The sequence below is a fragment of the Solitalea koreensis genome, from assembly GCF_900182575.1.
Classification (GTDB): domain Bacteria; phylum Bacteroidota; class Bacteroidia; order Sphingobacteriales; family Sphingobacteriaceae; genus Solitalea; species Solitalea koreensis.
Genome location: NZ_FXSZ01000008.1, coordinates 65,094 through 84,732 on the forward strand (window position 1 = coordinate 65,094; position 19,639 = coordinate 84,732).

14 protein-coding genes are annotated in these 19,639 nt (G+C 38.3%); 6 read left to right on the forward strand and 8 right to left on the reverse strand.

The genetic code is table 11. The annotated features are described in order from the left end of the window. Positions 1–4,153: PKD domain-containing protein (locus FN756_RS14505; RefSeq protein ID WP_185955273.1), on the forward strand; the 4,153-nt coding region annotated here is incomplete at its 5' end. 102 nt (positions 4,154–4,255) lie between these two features. Here the strand turns inward: FN756_RS14505 and FN756_RS11990 are convergent. Beyond that, positions 4,256–4,645 carry an RNA-binding S4 domain-containing protein gene (locus FN756_RS11990; RefSeq protein WP_142604351.1) on the reverse strand — a complete coding sequence of 130 codons (390 nt, stop codon included), beginning with the start codon at positions 4,643–4,645 and terminating at the stop codon, positions 4,256–4,258. Between the two features lie 166 nt (positions 4,646–4,811). Between FN756_RS11990 and FN756_RS11995 the strand changes: the two genes are divergently transcribed. The 3 genes from FN756_RS11995 (at position 4,812) to FN756_RS12005 (ending at position 7,811) form a co-directional block, all read left to right on the forward strand. Further along, positions 4,812–5,633 carry a 2,3,4,5-tetrahydropyridine-2,6-dicarboxylate N-succinyltransferase gene (locus FN756_RS11995; RefSeq protein ID WP_142604352.1) on the forward strand — a complete coding sequence of 274 codons (822 nt, stop codon included), beginning with the start codon at positions 4,812–4,814 and terminating at the stop codon, positions 5,631–5,633. A gap of 102 nt (positions 5,634–5,735) precedes the next feature. Next, the gene (locus FN756_RS12000) at positions 5,736–6,296 is read left to right on the forward strand and encodes an L-threonylcarbamoyladenylate synthase (RefSeq protein WP_142604353.1); all 561 of its coding nucleotides are present in this window, start codon (positions 5,736–5,738) and stop codon (positions 6,294–6,296) included. A 66-nt stretch (positions 6,297–6,362) separates the two neighbouring features. After that, entirely contained in the window at positions 6,363–7,811 is a 1,449-nt protein-coding gene (locus FN756_RS12005; RefSeq protein WP_142604354.1) for a CCA tRNA nucleotidyltransferase, read from the forward strand. 99 nt (positions 7,812–7,910) lie between these two features. Here FN756_RS12005 and creD read toward each other — a convergent pair whose 3' ends face one another. From creD to FN756_RS12020, 3 genes are all read right to left on the reverse strand, one after another. After that, entirely contained in the window at positions 7,911–9,326 is a 1,416-nt protein-coding gene (creD, locus tag FN756_RS12010; RefSeq protein WP_142604355.1) for a cell envelope integrity protein CreD, read from the reverse strand. Positions 9,327–9,395: 69 nt separating this feature from the next. Beyond that, complete coding sequence (locus tag FN756_RS12015; protein WP_142604356.1) at positions 9,396–9,695, reverse strand: winged helix-turn-helix domain-containing protein; 300 nt, start codon at positions 9,693–9,695, stop codon at positions 9,396–9,398. A gap of 33 nt (positions 9,696–9,728) precedes the next feature. Next, positions 9,729–10,352: a hypothetical protein gene (locus FN756_RS12020; RefSeq protein ID WP_142604357.1), complete on the reverse strand. Its 624-nt coding sequence runs from the start codon at positions 10,350–10,352 to the stop codon at positions 9,729–9,731. Between the two features lie 204 nt (positions 10,353–10,556). Here FN756_RS12020 and FN756_RS12025 point away from each other — a divergent pair, with 204 nt between their 5' ends. Continuing rightward, on the forward strand, positions 10,557–11,210 hold the full coding sequence (locus FN756_RS12025; RefSeq protein ID WP_142604358.1) for an IS1096 element passenger TnpR family protein: 654 nt from the start codon (positions 10,557–10,559) through the stop codon (positions 11,208–11,210). Positions 11,211–11,362: 152 nt separating this feature from the next. Then, entirely contained in the window at positions 11,363–12,265 is a 903-nt protein-coding gene (gene miaA, locus FN756_RS12030; protein ID WP_142604359.1) for a tRNA (adenosine(37)-N6)-dimethylallyltransferase MiaA, read from the forward strand. A gap of 33 nt (positions 12,266–12,298) precedes the next feature. On the opposite strand, the gene cls is transcribed toward miaA, so the two are convergent. The 4 genes from cls to rpoC form a co-directional block, all read right to left on the reverse strand. Then, on the reverse strand, positions 12,299–13,783 hold the full coding sequence (gene cls / locus FN756_RS12035) for a cardiolipin synthase (protein WP_142604360.1): 1,485 nt from the start codon (positions 13,781–13,783) through the stop codon (positions 12,299–12,301). A gap of 127 nt (positions 13,784–13,910) precedes the next feature. After that, positions 13,911–14,222: a DUF3467 domain-containing protein gene (locus tag FN756_RS12040; protein ID WP_142604361.1), complete on the reverse strand. Its 312-nt coding sequence runs from the start codon at positions 14,220–14,222 to the stop codon at positions 13,911–13,913. Positions 14,223–14,267: 45 nt separating this feature from the next. Further along, positions 14,268–15,212, reverse strand: coding sequence for a Smr/MutS family protein (locus FN756_RS12045; protein WP_142604362.1), 945 nt, complete (start codon positions 15,210–15,212; stop codon positions 14,268–14,270). 94 nt (positions 15,213–15,306) lie between these two features. After that, positions 15,307–19,581, reverse strand: coding sequence for a DNA-directed RNA polymerase subunit beta' (rpoC, locus tag FN756_RS12050; RefSeq protein WP_142604363.1), 4,275 nt, complete (start codon positions 19,579–19,581; stop codon positions 15,307–15,309). Positions 19,582–19,639: the final 58 nt, after the last annotated feature.

Consider the following 19,639-nt stretch of genomic DNA (forward strand, 5'->3'; position numbering starts at 1 on the left):
CCAATACAATGGTACCGTGCCGGTGGCTGCATTCACGGCGCCTAGTCCGGTATGTCAAGGTGCTGCTGTACAGCTGGATGCCGCTACTTCTTCGACAGGCGTCAGTCCGATAGTAGATTACCGTTTTGAAGTATTAGATGGAGGAGTTGTAGTAAGAACAGTTAATGGTTCTAATCCGATTCAGCAATTTACATTCCCTGTTCTATCTACAAGTAAAACCTATCAGGTGCAGTTAACAGTAACAACGGCTGCAGGATGTACCAATACTTCAACTGTTCAAGATATAACGGTTAATCCGATGCCAGATGCAATCGCAACTGTTAAAGAGCCTAATGTATGTGCAGTAGCTGGAAAAATTGTGGACTTAACCAACTGGGTTATGATAACAAACAATGTTGCCGGCACGGTTACCTACAGCGGCACCGGCGTGACGGGTACTACCTTTGACCCGAACACTCCGGGGCTGGTTATGGACGGGGCCAATACAATCAATTACCTGGTAACGGGGAACGACGGAAGCTGTACGACCAGCGGATCGTTTGTGATCAATGTACGTCCTTTACCGATCATCACAACACAACCTTTAGGACAAACAATCTGTGCAGGCGGTACTACAACATTATCAGTAACAACAAGCGTCACATCAGGGTCTTTATATTATCAATGGTACGAACAAACCTTAGGTAAATTGTCTGGCCAAACTGGTTCAAGCTTAGTGGTAAATACACCTGGTATTTATTATGTAGAAGTGATGAGTGACTTCGCTTGCCCAATAACATCAAGCACGGCTTCAGTAATTATTAATCCTATACCTGAAGCGAAATTTGAGGTTCCAAGTTCATGTTCTTCAGTAAGTGGTACTGTTTTCGATGCTTCTGCAAGTACAGTCGTAGCTCCGGCAAACATTGCAAGGTATATTTGGAACTTTGGTGATGGCAACACTGCAACGGTAACAACTCCTACCGTAACGCATGCCTACACAGCGGTTGGTCAGTATAATGTTACTTTAACTGTGGAGACAGATCAAACGCCGAGTTGTTCAAACCCAACTACTCAGATGTACAACTTTGTTGGAACAAGCCCTGTTGTTGATTTTAACATAACAAATAATGCAATTTGTTCTCAGGATTCAATTCATTTACAAAGCACCGCAACAGTTGCAGTAGGTACTATTAAAACTTACGATTGGCAATTCTTTGAGAGTGGTAAACGAATAGGGGTCCTTGTTAAGAATCTACCTGATGTGTACGCTACATTCCCTAAAGATTCGGTAGATAGAAACTATGAAGTAAAATTAGTGATTACTACAGAAGGAGGATGTGTGGATAGTTCCGCATTGAAACCATTTACAATTAAGGCATTACCAAAAATCGCAATAAATATTACTAATAAAGAGGTTTGTTTCACTCCAGGGCTCATTACTATTAATGTAACACCAGCTACGGGTGGAGTGTTAACAGGAGCCGGAATAGTGGCAGGTACGAATCAGTTTGATCCAATGGTTGCAGGTGTAGGTAAGCATGGTATCAGATTCACTTATACTGACCCTGTTACAACCTGCATTAATTCAATTACCGACACCATTACAGTTCGGCCACTGCCATCCCCTACCATTACGGCAAGCAGTGATGAAACCTGTCAAAACGAGACGATTAAACTTAAAACAGAGCTTGCTGCTTTTTATCAATGGTTTAAAAACGGTAGCATAATAACAGGGGCTACTGATTCAATTTTAAATGTTTCAGAAGTGGGCACTTTTGATTACACAGTTGCAGTAACCAATGTTTACGGTTGTATGCAATTATCTTCGCCATATACAATTACTATTTGGCCAAAACCAGTTGCTGCGTTTACAGTACCAGCTAACTGTAGTGTAGTTGATACTGCAACATTTATTAACAACAGTACAATCAGTAATCTTTCGCCTCTGACTTATAAGTGGAGTTTCGGTGAACCAGATAATCTGAATAACACTTATACAGCTAAAGACGGTAAGTATCAATATGATAGACCGGGCAAAAAACAGGTTAAATTAATAGTAACTAGTATTAATGGTTGCGTTGATAGCTTAACTAAAGAGTTCATTATGTTGGGCACAAAACCAAAAGCTGACTTCTACTTCAAAGGTAAAGCCAATGCTTGTGCCGGAGATTCGCTTGTGATGCGTGATACCAGTATAAATAAAATTGGTGTAGCTTATGATTTTACCTGGGCTATTTATGATGGACCTACTAATCTGAACTTAACGATAGATAAACGAAATCAGGTGAGTATTTATCTGGATCCTGCTTGGGCTGGAAAAACGTTAACAGCAAAAATGAAACTTGTTACAGAGTATGGATGTGCCGATAGTACTTCTAAACCATTCCAAGTCTTTGCTAAACCAACGGTATCACTTAATATACCTCAGGATACAGTTTGTATAAATGTTCCTGCCTTCCCGCTTACTGGTGGAGCACCTGGCCCAGGTATCTATTCGATGCTGAATGGAGGCAAGGGTATTTACAAATCAACCTTCTACCCTGATTCTGCAGGTGCCGGTATTCATGAAATTATGTATACTTATACTGACCCGCTCACTGGTTGTAGTACTTCTAAACTTGATACCATAACGGTGTTCGATTTGCCAACCGTGAAAATCTCAGCCAGCAGTTCTACACAATTCTGTAAAGGTGATAGTGTTGTCTTAAAAGCGAGTCCATTAGCCTACAGATTCCAGTGGAGAAAAAACAACGTAGATATTGCCGGCGCAACGAAAGATACATTTGTTGCTCTTGATAGTGCTCGATATTCTGTGATTGCGTACAATCAAGGAGGTTGTACCGCCACTGATTCAATTAATGTTACTGTTTGGGCAAAACCTATTGCAGCTTTTGTTTCTCCTTCAGATTGTGTGATTGATGTAACAACATTTGTTAACAACAGCACCATTGCAGATGGATCGGTACTTACTTATCTGTGGGATTTTGGAGATGGCACTACTTCAACTTCAAAAGTTGGTGTTCATCAATATAAAACCGCTGGAACAAAAACGGTGACGTTAACAGTTAAATCGCCTCATTGCGAGGACAAACAGATACACACCTTTGATATCAATGCTCAACCTCAGGCCGACTTTGTAATCAAATCGCAGCAGCCTTATTGTGTGAACGATGGGTTGATCTTTGAAGACCGTTCAACAATTGCTTTCGGTGCTATTACAACTTGGAAATGGCAATTCTTTGAAGGTGGTGTAGATATAACCAATAATGTGGTAATTGAAAACAATGGCACAAAACGAATCATTGCTCATATGCCTTCAAGTACTACGCCTAAAAATTACATGGCGAGGTTGACCGTTTACAGTGCAGGAACCTGCTTCACAATAAAAGATCAACTGTTTACGGTTAATCCAAACCCAATTGCTTCATTAGCTCCTTTTGCCCCGGTTTGCTTGAATCAAGATCAGGTAGTGCTTACCGGAGGTATGGGTGTTAGCGGATTCGTAGTCGGAAAAGGTTTCTACTCCGGAGCCGGTGTGGTGGATAATATTTTCAAACCGTATATGGTAGGACCTGGTGTACAGAAAATCTATTACACCTTTACCAATGAGTATAATTGCGCCGACGTTAAATCACAAGACATTGTGGTTAATGATTTACCGGTAATTGATTGCAAAGACTTTGATGTATTAATAGGCAATTCAATTAACTTAAATGTGGCATTGAAATCATCCGAAAGCAAAAGCTACACTTATCAATGGTCACCGGGGACCGGATTAAGCGATCCTACTATTGCAGATCCGACACTTACTCCAAGTGCGGATATGGATTATACCGTAACCGTAACAAATGCAGAAGGATGTATATCTCAATGTCATGTTCATGTAAATGTGTTGCCAAACATCAATCCTCCTAACGCATTTACACCAAACGGTGATGGTAAAAATGATTATTGGGAAATACCAGGCGCTGAAAAATATCCAAATGCAGAAGTGTATGTATTTAACCGTTATGGAGAAAAGATATTCTATTCAAATGGATACAGCGAAAATCAAAGATGGGATGGACGTGTAGATGGCAAACCGGTTCCGACCGCTACTTACTATTTCATTTTCAAACCAAATAAAGATCAGTTGAAACCATTTGCAGGAGGAGTAACAGTTATGTATTAAATTCTAATAGCTTCTAAAAAAAGCGAGTGTCCCAAAAATTTTGGGACACTCGCTTTTTTATTTTTAAGATGAGTTATGTTATGAACTGAAGTTGATGAAAACTTAATCTCCGCTATCGCGCAAATCATCAAGAGTGCGTCGGTCTTTTTTGGTAGGGCGTCCGGTACCGCGATCTCTGGTAAAAACAGGAGAAGTAAAAACCGACATATGTCTTGGCGTTTCTGAAGGTGGTGTAAGGTCCTCATAATACAAAACAGCTGTTGGAGCATCCATTCTTTTATCTAAGAGTCCGGTTACTTTAATAATCTTTCGTTCAATTCCTTTTTGAACAGAATACACCTCTCCAACCTTTACTACGCTTGCCGGCTTTACGTTATGTCCATCTAGCTTCACTTTTCCACCTTTACATGCATCAGCCGCCAGGCTTCTGGTTTTGAAGATTCTGATTGCCCACAAATACTTATCGATCCGTAATTTCTCTGATTCATTCATATTACGAAATTAGTTAAATATTAAGATGAAACCTGCAATTTTAGCAAACACACTCTCATTCTCTAGCGTTACTCAAGAAAAATTGCGTTATTTGCATTTTCTTAATTTAAGATTACCTTTTAATCTCCTAAATAATTAATTACATACATTCTATAAAAATCAAAAAATGCCAATAACTGCTTTAAAAGAAAAAATAGAAAAAGCTTGGGAAGATCGTTCATTGCTTAATTACAGCGATTTTGTAATTGCGATTGAAGACGTTATAGAACGATTAGATAAAGGAGAATTACGCGTTGCTGAACCTATTGTAGGTCAGTGGCATGTAAATGACTGGATCAAGAAAGCTGTGATCATGTATTTCCCAACTCAAGAGATGCAAGAAATCAAAGCGGGACCATTTGTTTTTAATGATAAGATCAAATTAAAAACAGATTTCGCCAAAACCGGTGTTCGTGTGGTACCTCATGGCCTAGCGCGTTATGGTTCTTACTTAGCCAAAGGTGTGATTATGATGCCTTCCTATGTTAACATTGGAGCTTACGTTGACGAAGGTACCATGGTTGACACTTGGGCAACTGTTGGTTCATGCGCACAAATTGGAAAACATGTCCATTTAAGTGGTGGTGTTGGCATTGGTGGTGTATTAGAACCTGTTCAGGCGGCACCAGTGATTATTGAAGATGGCTGTTTCCTTGGTTCACGTGCAATTGTTGTTGAAGGTGTTCGTGTAGAAAAAGAAGCTGTTTTAGGTGCAAACGTTGTTCTTACTGCTTCAACTAAAATTATTGATGTAAGCGGATTTGAACCTAAAGAGTATAAAGGAGTAGTTCCGGCCCGTTCAGTAGTAATTCCAGGTAGCTATACCAAGAAATTCAATGCTGGCGAATTTCAAGTACCTTGTGCCCTTATCATTGGTAAGCGTAAAGAAAGTACTGACTTAAAAACTTCGTTAAACAACGCATTACGTGATTACAACGTTGCTGTTTAATAATTAAAGAAATTTCTTTAATTAGGTATGAAGGAAGAACAGCGTTTCAGACTTCATACCTTTTTTATTTTTAGTTTTGCAATAGATTTACGTTAAGGAAATATGCAGAAAGAAATCAATAATGCATTAGAAGTTTTAAATGCAGGAGGAACTATCCTCTACCCCACCGATACAATTTGGGGAATTGGGTGCGATGCTACAAATCCGGAGGCAGTAGAAAAGGTTTTCAAGCTAAAAAATAGATCTGAAACGAAAAGCCTTATTATACTCGTATCCAATATTAATGATATTGATAAGTACGTAAAAGAAGTTCCGGTTATTGCTTATGATTTAATAGAATACAGTGATAAACCGCTTACTATTATTTATGACGGAGCTAAAAACTTAGCTGCAAATGCAATTAATGAAGATGGCAGCATTGGCATTCGGGTTGTAAAACATCCTTTTTGCGAGCATCTTTTACGTAAATTCCGTAAACCCATCGTTTCAACTTCTGCAAATTTAAGCGGAGAACCTTCTCCTAAAAGTTTTTCCGATATCGATGAAGAAATCATTACAAGTGTTGATTATGTTGTGGATTTCGAACAGGTTAAAAAAAGCGGACAGCCGTCAAGCATCATTAAACTTGGCGTGGGCGGACAGGTAAAAATCATTAGAAAATAATAATTAGTTGATGGTTAACGGTTAATAGCAATTTCAGGCAATTCGTAACCAACAACAGAGAATCAAATGAAAGCTCATCTAACAAATCCCATATTTAAAATCATTTCTGAAGAAGCGCAAAAACTTAAGGTCGAAGCGTTTGTCATTGGAGGGTTTGTACGCGACATTTTTCTAAAGCGCAATTCAAAAGACGTGGACATTTTGGTATTAGGCAACGGCGTTGAATTTGCCACAGCAATAGCAAAAAGAGTTGGACTGGAAAAAAAGCTTGCTATCTTTAAAAACTTCGGAACGGCCATGCTGAAACTGGATGACCTGGAAGTAGAATTTGTTGGAGCTCGTAAAGAATCCTACCGCTCCCATTCCCGTAAACCCATTGTTGAAGAAGGCAATTTACAAGACGATCAAAATCGCAGGGATTTTACCATCAACGCAATGGCTATTCGTTTGAATCCTGAACGTTTTGGCGAGCTGGTTGATCCATTTAATGGTATTGACGATCTGAATCATAAAACCATACGCACGCCGTTAGAACCTGGCATTACCTATTCTGATGATCCATTACGCATGATGCGAGCAATTCGTTTTGCCACTCAGCTTGAATTTCAAATTGAAGAAAAATCGCTCCTGGCCATAACTGAAAATAAAGAGCGCATAAAAATAGTGTCCGCTGAGCGCGTAACCGACGAGCTGAATAAAATCATCTTAGCTAGAAAACCTTCTATCGGTTTTAAACTATTGTTTGATACCGGCTTATTGGAACTGATCTTCCCTCAAATGGTAGCCCTCTACGGTGTGGAAACCATAAACGGTCGTTCTCATAAAGATAATTTTTACCACACTTTACAAGTTCTTGACAATATCTGTCACGATACTGATGACCTATGGCTTCGCTGGGCAGCAATTTTACATGATATTGCCAAACCGGCTACCAAACGTTTTGATCCGGAACAAGGATGGACTTTTCATGGACACGAAGATCGAGGAGCCCGTATGGTTCCTAAAATTTTCCGTCAGCTTAAATTGCCTTTAAATGAAAAGATGAAGTTTGTGGAGAAAATGGTACAGCTTCACCTTCGTCCCATTGTACTTGCGCAAGAAATTGTTACCGATTCAGCTGTACGTCGTTTACTTTTTGATGCCGGTGAAGATATTGAATCGTTAATGATTCTTTGTCATGCTGATGTAACCACCAAAAACGAGTACAAGATTAAGAAGTACAAAAACAACTTTGAACTGGTAAAACAGAAGCTGAAAGATGTAGAAGAACGCGACCGAATGCGCAACTGGCAGCCGCCAGTTACCGGTAACGACATTATGAAAATGTTTCATTTGCAAGCAGGAAAAGATGTTGGCATCCTTAAAAATCTTGTTCGTGAAGCCATTTTAGAAGGTGATATCAAAAACGACCGCCAACAAGCCCTTGAATTCATCCTTGAAAAAGGAGTCACCATGGGACTTATAGTATATGATCGTGCTCCGGAACCTGAAGAGAGTGATCAAAAACAGGTGTAATGATTATTGATAATAATTAATGGTTACTAAAGGTTAGTTATAAAAAAGGTGACAAAGGTTGATTTTGCCACCTTTTTTACTTTCTACTTATCAACCTATTTAGCCCAAATTCAGTTGTTTGATGTTATACCAATCGATCTGGCGTGAAACAAGCATGATTAACGAAAGAATGACAAACAAACCAATACTACCCATTAATAAGGCATAATCTTGTAACTGCAATAAAACGAACAGAAAAACGTAAAGTCCTGAAAGAATAATACCCATTAACATCATAAGCCCCAGACTCTTTAAAATGGTATAAGAATACCAACTAATTAAAGCAATGGTTACTCCGGATGAAATCATATAAGCGAAATTGAATGGAATTTGTTCAGTAAGTGATAATAAGAGAGAATAGAATATCACCAACGCCATTCCAACCAAAATATATTGGATGGGGTGAATACGTTTTTTGTTCACTATTTCAATAAAGAAAAATGCAGTAAATGTGAGAGCGATGAACATTATGGCATATTTGGCCGAGCGGGAAACCTTTTGATAAAAATCAACTGGCATGATAAGGTTAACCCCAAAAGTAAAATCAGTAGCTGTATTTATTTTTCTTGAGGAGTCTTCTAAAACTACATTTTTTTCACTGGCATCTTCAAATCCATATTGATCCCCTACCCATTTCTGCGGAAAATTACGATTCAATTCAAGAACCTTCCATTCTGCATTAAATCCGTTCTCTGTTATATCTCGCTTTTCCGGAAGAAATGCCCCAGAAAAACTTGGGGAATTCCAATTAGAGTTAATTACAACCTTGGTTTCAGTACCTAAAGGCCAAAAACTGATTTTTTTACTTCCGTTTAAATCCATATCAAAATTGAAATTAAATGCGTTTACAACCATGGATTGATCAATAGCAAACGGAATAGTAACACCTGAATGGAATACTCCGCCGTTTTCAACCCCAGGATTCACTCCATAGGTTTTACCATTAATGGTTAATTTGATTACATCTTTAATTCCTCTTAAATCGCTAATACCAAGGGTTAAAAAAGCGTCTTCCCATAAAATGCTCTCCGGATTCACCTTCAAACCTTTCACATCGGGTTGCGAAAACCTACCGCCAAACTTTAACCTGGCATTATACAATATGGCCTTGTAAATACCTCGATAACGGATGGTCGGTACAATTTTCCCACTTATTGCTAATTGCTCTGGTAAGAAATGGAGGAATGCTAGCGAAACCTCCTCTTTTCCGTCCCTGTCTTTCATTACAACACGATAAGGAACATTTAATATCAATCCAGCTACGGTTTGCTCTTTCCCCCATTTAGCATAAATGTCTTTAACGGCTTCATCACGTGTTTGAGTTCGCTCTGATATCAGGTTTTGAATCATTGCAGATGGAACTAATAACAGTAAGGACAAGAAACCGATCATAGATAGTTTGACAATTACCGCATTCTTCTCCCAGAAGCCCAATTGCCGTGAATCATTAAAATTTTCATTGTTTGATGTTTCCATATTTTTGATTTAGATTTAAAATAAAAAGTACTTTGCATTTCAAAGTATACGCATAAAAAAATTAGATTTCTATTTATTGCTTTTCAAAAGCATTTCAAGACTGTTTAAATGATTTATAAAAGCTTGTTTTCCCAATTCAGTAGCTGTATAGGTAGTATTTGGCTTTTTGCCAATAAATTGTTTGTGCACAACAATGTATTTAAGCTCTTCTAATGCTTTAGCATGGCTTGCCAAATTACCATCAGTTACCTGTAAAAGTTCTTTTAGTGAGCTGAAATCAACGCTCTCATTAACCATCAGCACCGACATAATACCTAGCCTTGCTTTGCTCTCAAAGGCTTTATTGAATTGTTGTAGTAGTTCAATCACGGTTGTTAACTTTCAATGTTATGGATAGATTTTCTACTCGGCATCATACTTTCTGTACATCAATAGTCCGTACATTATATGCATAAAACCAAAGCCAAAGCACCAAAACCAAAACCCGTATCTAATCATGAACAAATTGATTAGTCCAAGAACAATCTCAACCAAGCCCAAATAACGAATATCCCCAAAGGTATACTTGCTGGCATTTACCAATGCTAATCCATAAAAAATAAGCATGACCGGCGCTAGTTGTCCATAATTTCCTTGCAGGATTAATGAAAGTGAAAATATCCCTCCTACTCCTAAAGGGATACACAAATTGATTACCAAGCGTTGAGCTGTTTTATCAAATAAGGATTTGCTTTGACGATTCGCTTTTCGGCTACTCAACCAAATGGCTGTTGATAATGATAAAACTAAAATCAACAATGCATCAAGAATATAAAACCGAAGTGCTTCAGGGCTATCCTGATTTGAATTAGATGTAGAAAAAACTCCCAAATTAAAATAATACCAGGCAGCAAAAGCGCCTAGTAAGCCATAAACTCCTGCAAAAACGCCCGACAATCCGTTCAATGATATAAACTTTGAAGAGCGTTCCATAAAACATTTAATCTCGGTCAAAGATTCAAGATGTTGGTCTATATTTTTGGTCATGTTTTTAAAAGTACTTTGCATATCAAAGTTAAATATTAAAATTTCATTTGCAAGTTATTTTCGGATAAATTCATTTAAACATATTTTCGCTAGTTTTTAACTTCAAATTTTACATTTGTAAATCAAAGGGATAGGCACTTTTTGACAATGATCTTTTAATCAGTGAATGCTGTTTCCTATTTTTGTTTAAAAAACTATATAACAATGGCTATTTATCGATTCAAAGTTTCTTTTGATGATTATGATGTTGTTCGTGAGATCGATATCAAATCGAACCAAACGTTCGAAGAGTTTCACTATGCCATTCATAAAGCAATAAATTTCAATCCGGAAAATTCTTCATCGTTTTATGTAAGTAATGATCACTGGATTAAAGGTGAAGAAATTGCCTTTCTGCCATCAGAAAGAAAAATTGAAAATGGTATAAAACTGATGAAAGACGTTAAGCTAAGTAAGTTTATCGACGATCCTCATCAGAAGTTTTATTATGTTTCAAACTTCGAAAAGCCTTTTGATTTCCATGTTCAATTGATCAAAATTTCCCTGGAAGCTGATCCTAATATTGACTATCCTGTTTGTGTACGCGCTACCGGTGACGCTCCTAAACAATTCCGTATTACTGCTCCTGCAGCTGGTACAAGTGCAATTGATAGTGTAGCAGATGAATTTGATATTGAAGAACCAGGAGAACTGGATGTTTTCGGAATTGATGTTGAAGACTTATCGGCTCACACTGAAACCTCTGAAGATGATGAGAATCCGGAAAGTGAAGAGTCGGCGGATGGTGAAGACGAGTTTGGTGATATGGGCTACGGAGATGGTGACGAAGAGTACGGTAATAATCGTGATGACTACTAATCTTTTCTTTAATAAATTATGAATGTTGAATATTGAATAATATTCAATTCTTAGATTTAAAGAAACTTTTTCATGAATTAATTCAACATTCATAATTCAACATTTAAATTTAGCCTTTCAACTCATCATTCAACACTTATAATTAATCTTTTTTGACCTCAAAAACACTTATTGTAATAGTTGGGCCCACTGCTTCAGGCAAAACCCGAATGGCTATAGAATTGGCGAAACACTATAAAACTGAGATTATTTCTGCTGATTCACGTCAATTCTTTAAAGAAATTAGTATTGGAACAGCCAAACCCAGCCTTGAAGAGCAATCGCAGGCTCCTCACCATTTTATTAATTCTCACTCCATTTTCGATGATATCAATGCAGGTTCTTTTGAAAGAGAAGCATTAATAGTGATCGACAAGCTTTTTAAAACACACGATCAATTAATTCTGGTTGGGGGCTCGGGCTTATATATCAATGCGGTTTGTGAGGGTTTTGACAATTTACCTAAAGGTGATGAAACGATCCGTACTCAGTTGAATAAAGAGTTCGAAGAAAACGGAATTGAACCGCTTCAGCTACGATTAAAAGAACTGGATCCGGAATACTATACCTCTATTGATTTGAGCAACTCACAACGCGTAATAAGGGCATTAGAGGTGTGTTTGATTTCAGGCCAACCATTTTCTTCCTTCAAATCAAATATTAAAAAAGAGCGTCCGTTTAACATCATCAAAATAGGAATCAATTTAGATCGGGAAGAATTATATAACCGCATCAATCACCGGGTTGATTTAATGATGGAAGCTGGATTATTAGAGGAAGTTAAAAAGGTGATTGTTCATAAAGACACTTATGCGCTTCAAACAGTGGGTTATACTGAATTATTTGATTATCTCGAAGGAAAACAAAGCTTAGAACGTGCAATTGAACTCATTAAACAAAATACACGCCGATTTGCAAAACGGCAGCTGACATGGTTCAATCGCGATAAAAACACGGTTTGGTTCAAGCCCGATGAAGAAGAAAACATAATGGCTTACCTAGATTCCTTAATGTAAGCTCTTTTAATCTTGATTCTTGTGTCTTAAATCTCAAAGCAGTGGGGCAAGCAAACGCGCAATAGACTCTCCCAACTTCTTCCATCTGCTTCGTTGTCGCCATGTGGCCAAATCCAATTCTTTACTATTTAAAAGATCATTTTTAAAGGAATTAGTTAACTTGAGATTTAAATCGGTACCATACACTACAGCATTAACTTCAAAATTACAATCGAAACTTCTAACATCCATATTGGCCGTCCCGATTATTGATAAGTTATCATCAATCACAACGGTTTTTGCATGTACAAAACCTTTTTGATAGGTAAATATTCTCACCCCTACCTCCATTAATTCTTCATAAAAAGAACGCGCTGCAGCATTAACTAATAACGTATCGGTTATGCCAGGAATCAATAATTGTATATCCAACCCACAAATGGCGGCTCTCTTCAAACAATCTATTAAAGCATCATTTGGAATAAAATACGGAGTTGTTATATAGATGGAACGGATTGCGGAATTTATAGCTGCGACAAAGGACATCATTATGGTAGAGTGCTTAGAATCAGGCCCGCTGCTGGCAATTTGAACCAATTCATTCCCATGGCCTGTTTGTTGCGGAAAAAGATGATTGGTTAATTGTAAGTCTTCTTCAGAACAAAAATTCCAATTGGAAATAAATAAATATTGCAACCCTTGTACCGCCGAACCTTCAATACGTATATGCGAATCTCTCCAATAAAGTCCTTTTTTACCTTTTCTGTGCTTTCTTCTTAAATTGATGTATCGATCTGAAACATTGATCCCTCCTATAAAACCAACCTTGCCATCGACCACTATTATTTTCCGATGATCTCTATAGTTAATTCTATTGGCTAATAACGGAAAATAAATACGATAAAAAGGAAATACACGAATGCCGGCTGCTTTCAATTCATTAATAAAATTTGAATGCAGATGTCTGCTTCCATAATCATCATAAATAAATCGTACTGTTACCCCTGCTTTTGATTTGCGTATTAAAAGCTCTTTTATTTCATGCCCGATTTTATCATTTTCGAAGATGAAATATTCAAGATGGATGAATTTTTCTGCAGCTTCCATCGCTGCAAAAACAGCCGGAAATTTTTCTTCTCCATTGATTAATAAATCTATTTGATTATCGGATGTAAGTTTTGCCAATGAATCATTGAGTAATAATCTGACAATACTTTCTCTCCCCTTCATCCATTCACTATGCTCAGCCATCACTTGTTCTGACTCCTTGACAATTTGTTTGCGTACATATCCAAAAAGCTCTGTATCGGCCTTCAACTTTCTCTTATATAACCTTTTTTTTCTGTAGTTAAGACCAAAAAAAATGTAAACAATTATGCCCACAAAAGGAATAAATAGTAATAACAACAAATAAGCAACTGTTTTAGCAGGGTTTCGATTCTCCAATAGTATTCTAGCCGCCACAACCACAGCAAACATGTAAATTATTAGCAAATAGGTATTTAATACTACCTCTGAAATATTGATTTCCAATAACATTTTACATAGGGGATTATTGGGGATTATTATAAATCTGCGAATAAAACCATGAACAACAAAATCATCCTAAAACAAAAAGCTGTCCATAAGAGAACAGCTTTATAATTTCATGTGTAAAAGTTTTTGATTATGCCTGAGCAGTTGGCCCACCAAAATTCATGGGTAAACCCTGATTCCCTTCCTGCATTTTAATCTTTCCGTTTACCATTTCATATTTCTGAATGTTATCAGCCATTGCATTGAGTAAACGTTTTGCATGCTCAGGAGTAAGCACAACACGAGACTTTACTTTTGCTTTCGGAACTCCAGGCATAATACGAATAAAATCGAGTACAAATTCAGTCGCTGAATGAGTTATAATAGCCAAGTTGGAGTAAATGCCTTCTGCTACTTCTTCAGACAATTCAATATTTAATTGGTTTTCTTGATTCTCTTCCATGATTCATTTCTTTTGATCAAATATAGAATAATTGCAAAAAAGATACTATTTCAAAAACACCTCAGCAGCTCCGTAACCAAACTTTTCTTTACGTGCATCTTTATAGGTTTGGACCTGCGGATGTCCGCTAACTGTTTTATGTATTTCATGACGTAAAGTACCGTTACCAACCCCATGAATAAATACAATAGATTGCAATTTATGGACGATTGCAGCATCAAGTGTTTTTCGAAAATGAGCCATTTGAATTTTCAGAATATCGCCATTGCTGATAAACTGATAATCATCTCTTAATTTTTCGATGTGTAAATCGACCTCCTTGGAAGGTTTTTCGATATTTTGTTTTTCTACGGCCGGCTTATAAAAGCTCTCCTTTAGCTTTTCGGTATCAATGGCCAGCTCAGGTTCATCTAATTGCAAAACCCAACCTTGCTGATTTAACTTGGCCACTTGTTTCTTGGCGGAAGCAAAATCTTTGGCTTTAAACTTAAAATCAGCTACTAAAGGTTCAAGCGGTTTAAGGTTTTGAGACGAATGAAACAATAAACGAACCGTCATTTTAGGCCAAATATCTAATTCAGACAAAGATAAGGAATGCAGCTTTACCGATGCTTTTGGAGCAATGATCCCTGCATACTCCCCTTTATATTTAAATTGCCTTTCAGTGGTCAAGGTAGCCAACAATTGGAAATCGGTATCATTCACCAAATGTAAATGTACTACCGATTTTACCTTCGGATCTTCAACCACAGCTAAAAACACACCCTTCGTTTGTGCCTGTTCAATGATTTTAGACGATCCTTCTAAATTAGAATCCTCTCTGCGATCAGCATCTTCGCCTTGCACCAATGTGATCTTCGATGCTAAAACAGGTATTTCAAAATCATCATCCCCTGTTACGCCTACAGTATGACTGTCGATAATTTTGGTAACATAGCCTTCTAATCGTTCGTCAATAAAACGTACAAAATCACCTAATTTAAATTTCATTTTATAAGGTTTTAAAACCGTCCGAATTGATATGATTAAATAGAACAGGCTACCCTTTTGGAGTAGCCTGTTCTGTTATTTTTAAGCAAAAAGCTTATTCATCGTCTTTAGAAGCTAACAATTTGTCGTATTCTTCTTGAGAACCTACGATCATGCGATCGTACATACGCATACCTGTTCCTGAAGGAATCAAGTGACCTACGATAACGTTCTCTTTCAAACCTAACAAACCGTCAGACTTACCAGCGATAGCTGCTTCGTTCAGTACTTTTGTAGTTTCTTGGAACGATGCCGCTGAGATAAAGCTCTTCGTACCTAATGAAGCACGGGTAATACCTTGCAACAATGGTCCTGAAGTAGCTGCGATTGCATCGCGCGCCTCAACTTGCTTCATATCCTTACGTTTCAGCACTGAGTTTTCATCACGTAGTTTACGTACGGTGATAATTTGACCTGCTTTAAGATTAGGAGAATCTCCCGGATCAACTACAACTTTTTTATCAAAGATATAGTCGTTCTCATGCATAAAGTCAAGTTTATCAACTGCTTCTTTTTCTAGGAAACGAGTATCACCAGCATCGTCAATGATCACTTTCTGCATCATCTGGTGAACAATCACCTCGAAGTGCTTATCGTTGATCTTCACACCTTGCAAACGGTAAACCTCTTGTACACCATTTACCAGGTATTCTTGCACCGAACCCGGACCTTTGATCGCCAAAATATCGGTAGGACTGATAGAACCATCTGATAACGGCATACCTGCTTTGATAAAGTCATTATCCTGAACAAGGATGTGTTTCGACAAGGAAACAAGATACTTTTTAACTTCACCATCTTTTGATTCGATAGTGATTTCGCGGTTACCACGTTTCACACCACCTAAAGTAACAACACCGTCAATTTCCGTAACGATTGCAGGGTTAGATGGGTTACGAGCTTCGAACAACTCGGTTACACGCGGAAGACCACCGGTAATATCTCGGGTTTTACCCGCCGAACGAGGAATCTTAACAAGTACCTGACCTGATGAAACGCTTTCGTTTTCATCAACCGCGATGTGAGCACCTACAGGAATACTGTATGATTTCTCGCCATCTTTACCAACAATTCGAATAATCGGGTTCTTGGTTTTATCACGGCTGTCAATGATTACTTTTTCTTTGTGACCAGTTTGCTCATCTGATTCTTCACGGAAGGTAATACCTTCAGTTATAGCTTCAAATTCAACTTTACCAGTATATTCAGAAACGATTACAGCATTGTATGGATCCCAGCTACAGATAGGTGCACCTTTTTCAACCTTTTGACCATCTTGAACAAACAAGTGAGCTCCATAAGGAATGTTATTGGTCATAATCACCTTACCGGTAGTTTCTTCAATTAATCGAACCTCACCGGCACGACCTAAGATAACTTGAATATCATCAGCACCTTTAGATTTCAAGGTAACGGTACGAATGTTTTCGAATTCCAGTTTACCAGGGAACTTAGCAATAATTTGTGACTCAGCAGCAATATTCGATGCCGTACCACCGACGTGGAACGTACGAAGTGTAAGCTGTGTACCAGGCTCACCGATTGACTGTGCAGCAATTACACCGACTGCTTCACCAATTTGAACCAATTTACCAGTCGCAAGGTTACGACCGTAACATTTAGCACAAGTACCGCGTTTAGATTCACAAGTTAAAACTGAACGTATTTCAACAGCATCAACTGCTGAATCTTCAATTTTCTTAGCAATCTCTTCGGAAATATCCTCCCCTGCTGACACGAGCAATTCATTTGTTAATGGATCAACTACATCATTCAGAGATACACGACCAAGAATACGCTCGTACAATGGCTCAACGATTTCTTCGTTATCTTTCAATGCTGAAGTCAATACCCCACGTAAGGTACCGCAATCGAGCTCAGAAACAACCATATCTTGCGCTACGTCATGTAAACGACGAGTAAGGTAACCCGCATCGGCAGTTTTCAAAGCCGTATCCGCAAGACCCTTACGCGCACCGTGAGTTGAAATAAAGTACTCGAGTACCGACAAACCTTCTTTAAAGTTTGAAAGAATCGGGTTTTCAATAATTTCACCACCTGAACCTGATTTCTGAGGCTTAGCCATCAAACCACGCATACCGCAAAGCTGACGAATCTGCTCTTTAGAACCACGGGCTCCTGAATCAAGCATCATGTACACAGAGTTGAAACCTTGGTTATCGTTAGCCAATTGTTTCATCACGTTATCAGTTAAGCGAGAGTTGATACGAGTCCAGATATCGATTACCTGATTGTAACGCTCGTTGTTGGTAATGAAACCCATGTTATAGTTATTCATTACTTCATCAACCTCTTCTTGCGCCTGACTTAACAAGGTACTCTTTTCAGCCGGAATAGTAACGTCTTTCAAATTGAACGACAACCCTCCTTTGAACGCCATTTGGAAACCTAATTCCTTAATATCATCAAGGAATTGTGCTGCACGTGCCATACCAGTTTGCTTAACGATACCGCCAATAATATCACGAAGCGATTTTTTGGTAAGCAATTCGTTAATATAGCCAGCTTCAGTAGGTACTACCTGATTGAAGAGCACACGACCAACAGTAGTTTCAATTATTTTCTTAACAATGTTACCATTCTCATCTTTAACATTAGTTTTCACTTTGATAAAGGCGTGAAGTGCAACACGTTTTTCATTGTAAGCAATGATTAACTCTTCAGGAGAATAGAATGTCAACCCTTCACCAATTACTGGATGTTCAGGAGTTGATTTTCTTCCTTTGGTTATGTAGTACAGACCCAATACCATGTCCTGAGATGGTACCGTGATTGGAGTACCGTTAGCAGGGTTCAAGATATTGTGAGCAGCCAACATCAAGATTTGAGCTTCCAAAACTGCCGCATGACCTAGTGGTACGTGTACCGCCATCTGGTCACCGTCAAAGTCGGCGTTGAACGCTGTACACACTAATGGGTGCAACTGGATCGCTTTACCTTCAATAAGTTTTGGCTGGAAAGCCTGAATACCCAAACGGTGAAGTGTAGGAGCACGGTTTAACATAACCGGATGCCCTTTTAACACGTTTTCAAGGATATCCCAAACTAAAGGATCTTTTCTGTCAACAATTTTTTTAGCTGATTTTACTGTTTTAACCACACCACGCTCAATCATCTTGCGTATGATAAATGGTTTAAACAACTCTGCCGCCATATCTTTTGGCAAGCCGCACTCGTGTAGTTTCAACGTAGGACCTACAACAATTACAGAACGAGCAGAATAGTCAACACGTTTACCTAACAAGTTCTGACGGAAACGGCCTTGTTTACCTTTCAAAATATCTGAAAGCGATTTCAATGCACGGTTACCTTCAGTTTTAACGGCATTAACTTTACGTGAGTTATCAAATAAAGAGTCAACCGCCTCTTGAAGCATACGTTTTTCGTTACGTAAAATCACTTCAGGAGCCTTGATCTCGATCAAACGTTTCAAACGATTGTTACGAATGATTACACGACGGTATAGGTCGTTCAAATCAGAAGTAGCAAAACGACCACCATCCAAAGGAACCAATGGGCGTAATTCAGGAGGAATTACAGGAACGATCTTAACAATCATCCATTCAGGACGATTTTCGATACGATCGTTAGCTCCACGGAAGGCCTCAACAACTTGCAAACGCTTTAGCGCTTCGTTCTTACGCTGTTGAGACGTCTCATTAGCAGCTTGGTGACGTAAGTCGTATGATTGCTGATCCAATTTCAATCTACCAAGAAGATCTTGTAGTGCTTCTGCACCCATCTTAGCGATAAATTTATTAGGATCCTTATCATCTAAATATTGGTTTTCTTTTGGTAAGGTATCCAAGATATCCAAGTATTCTTCTTCAGTTAAGAAGTCTAAATACTGAATACCGTCATTTCCTTTAATACCGGCTTGAATAACCACATAACGTTCGTAGTAAATGATCAAGTCCAATTTCTTAGTAGGAAGACCTAATAAGTAACCAATCTTGTTCGGCAACGAACGGAAATACCAAATATGAGCAACTGGAACAACCAGGTTGATGTGCCCCATACGTTCACGACGAACCTTTTTCTCAGTTACTTCCACACCACAACGGTCACACACAATGCCCTTGTAACGGATACGCTTATATTTTCCGCAGGCACATTCGTAATCCTTTACAGGACCGAAAATGCGTTCGCAGAACAAACCATCACGCTCAGGCTTGTAAGTACGGTAGTTGATCGTCTCAGGCTTCAAAACCTCGCCACTTGAGCGCTCCAGGATTGACTCCGGAGAAGCAAGGCTGATAGTAATTTTGGTGAAATTACTTTTGATCTTATTATCCTTTTTGTATGACATAATCTGTTGTTGAATGAGCGAATTATTAAATGATAGAATAGTGATGATTCACTATCCT

Excerpts from the sequence above, each read along its gene's own strand:
- FN756_RS12045 (WP_142604362.1), bottom strand. The coding sequence starts at position 15,212 with ATGAAATTTAAATTAGGTGATTTTGTACGTTTTATTGACGAACGATTA.
- FN756_RS12020 (WP_142604357.1), bottom strand. The coding sequence starts at position 10,352 with ATGACCAAAAATATAGACCAACATCTTGAATCTTTGACCGAGATTAAA.
- FN756_RS11990 (WP_142604351.1), bottom strand. The coding sequence starts at position 4,645 with ATGAATGAATCAGAGAAATTACGGATCGATAAGTATTTGTGGGCAATC.
- FN756_RS12025 (WP_142604358.1), top strand. The coding sequence starts at position 10,557 with ATGGCTATTTATCGATTCAAAGTTTCTTTTGATGATTATGATGTTGTT.
- FN756_RS12005 (WP_142604354.1), top strand. The coding sequence starts at position 6,363 with ATGAAAGCTCATCTAACAAATCCCATATTTAAAATCATTTCTGAAGAA.
- creD (WP_142604355.1), bottom strand. The coding sequence starts at position 9,326 with ATGGAAACATCAAACAATGAAAATTTTAATGATTCACGGCAATTGGGC.
- FN756_RS11995 (WP_142604352.1), top strand. The coding sequence starts at position 4,812 with ATGCCAATAACTGCTTTAAAAGAAAAAATAGAAAAAGCTTGGGAAGAT.
- FN756_RS12040 (WP_142604361.1), bottom strand. The coding sequence starts at position 14,222 with ATGGAAGAGAATCAAGAAAACCAATTAAATATTGAATTGTCTGAAGAA.
- rpoC (WP_142604363.1), bottom strand. The coding sequence starts at position 19,581 with ATGTCATACAAAAAGGATAATAAGATCAAAAGTAATTTCACCAAAATT.
- cls (WP_142604360.1), bottom strand. The coding sequence starts at position 13,783 with ATGTTATTGGAAATCAATATTTCAGAGGTAGTATTAAATACCTATTTG.
- FN756_RS12000 (WP_142604353.1), top strand. The coding sequence starts at position 5,736 with ATGCAGAAAGAAATCAATAATGCATTAGAAGTTTTAAATGCAGGAGGA.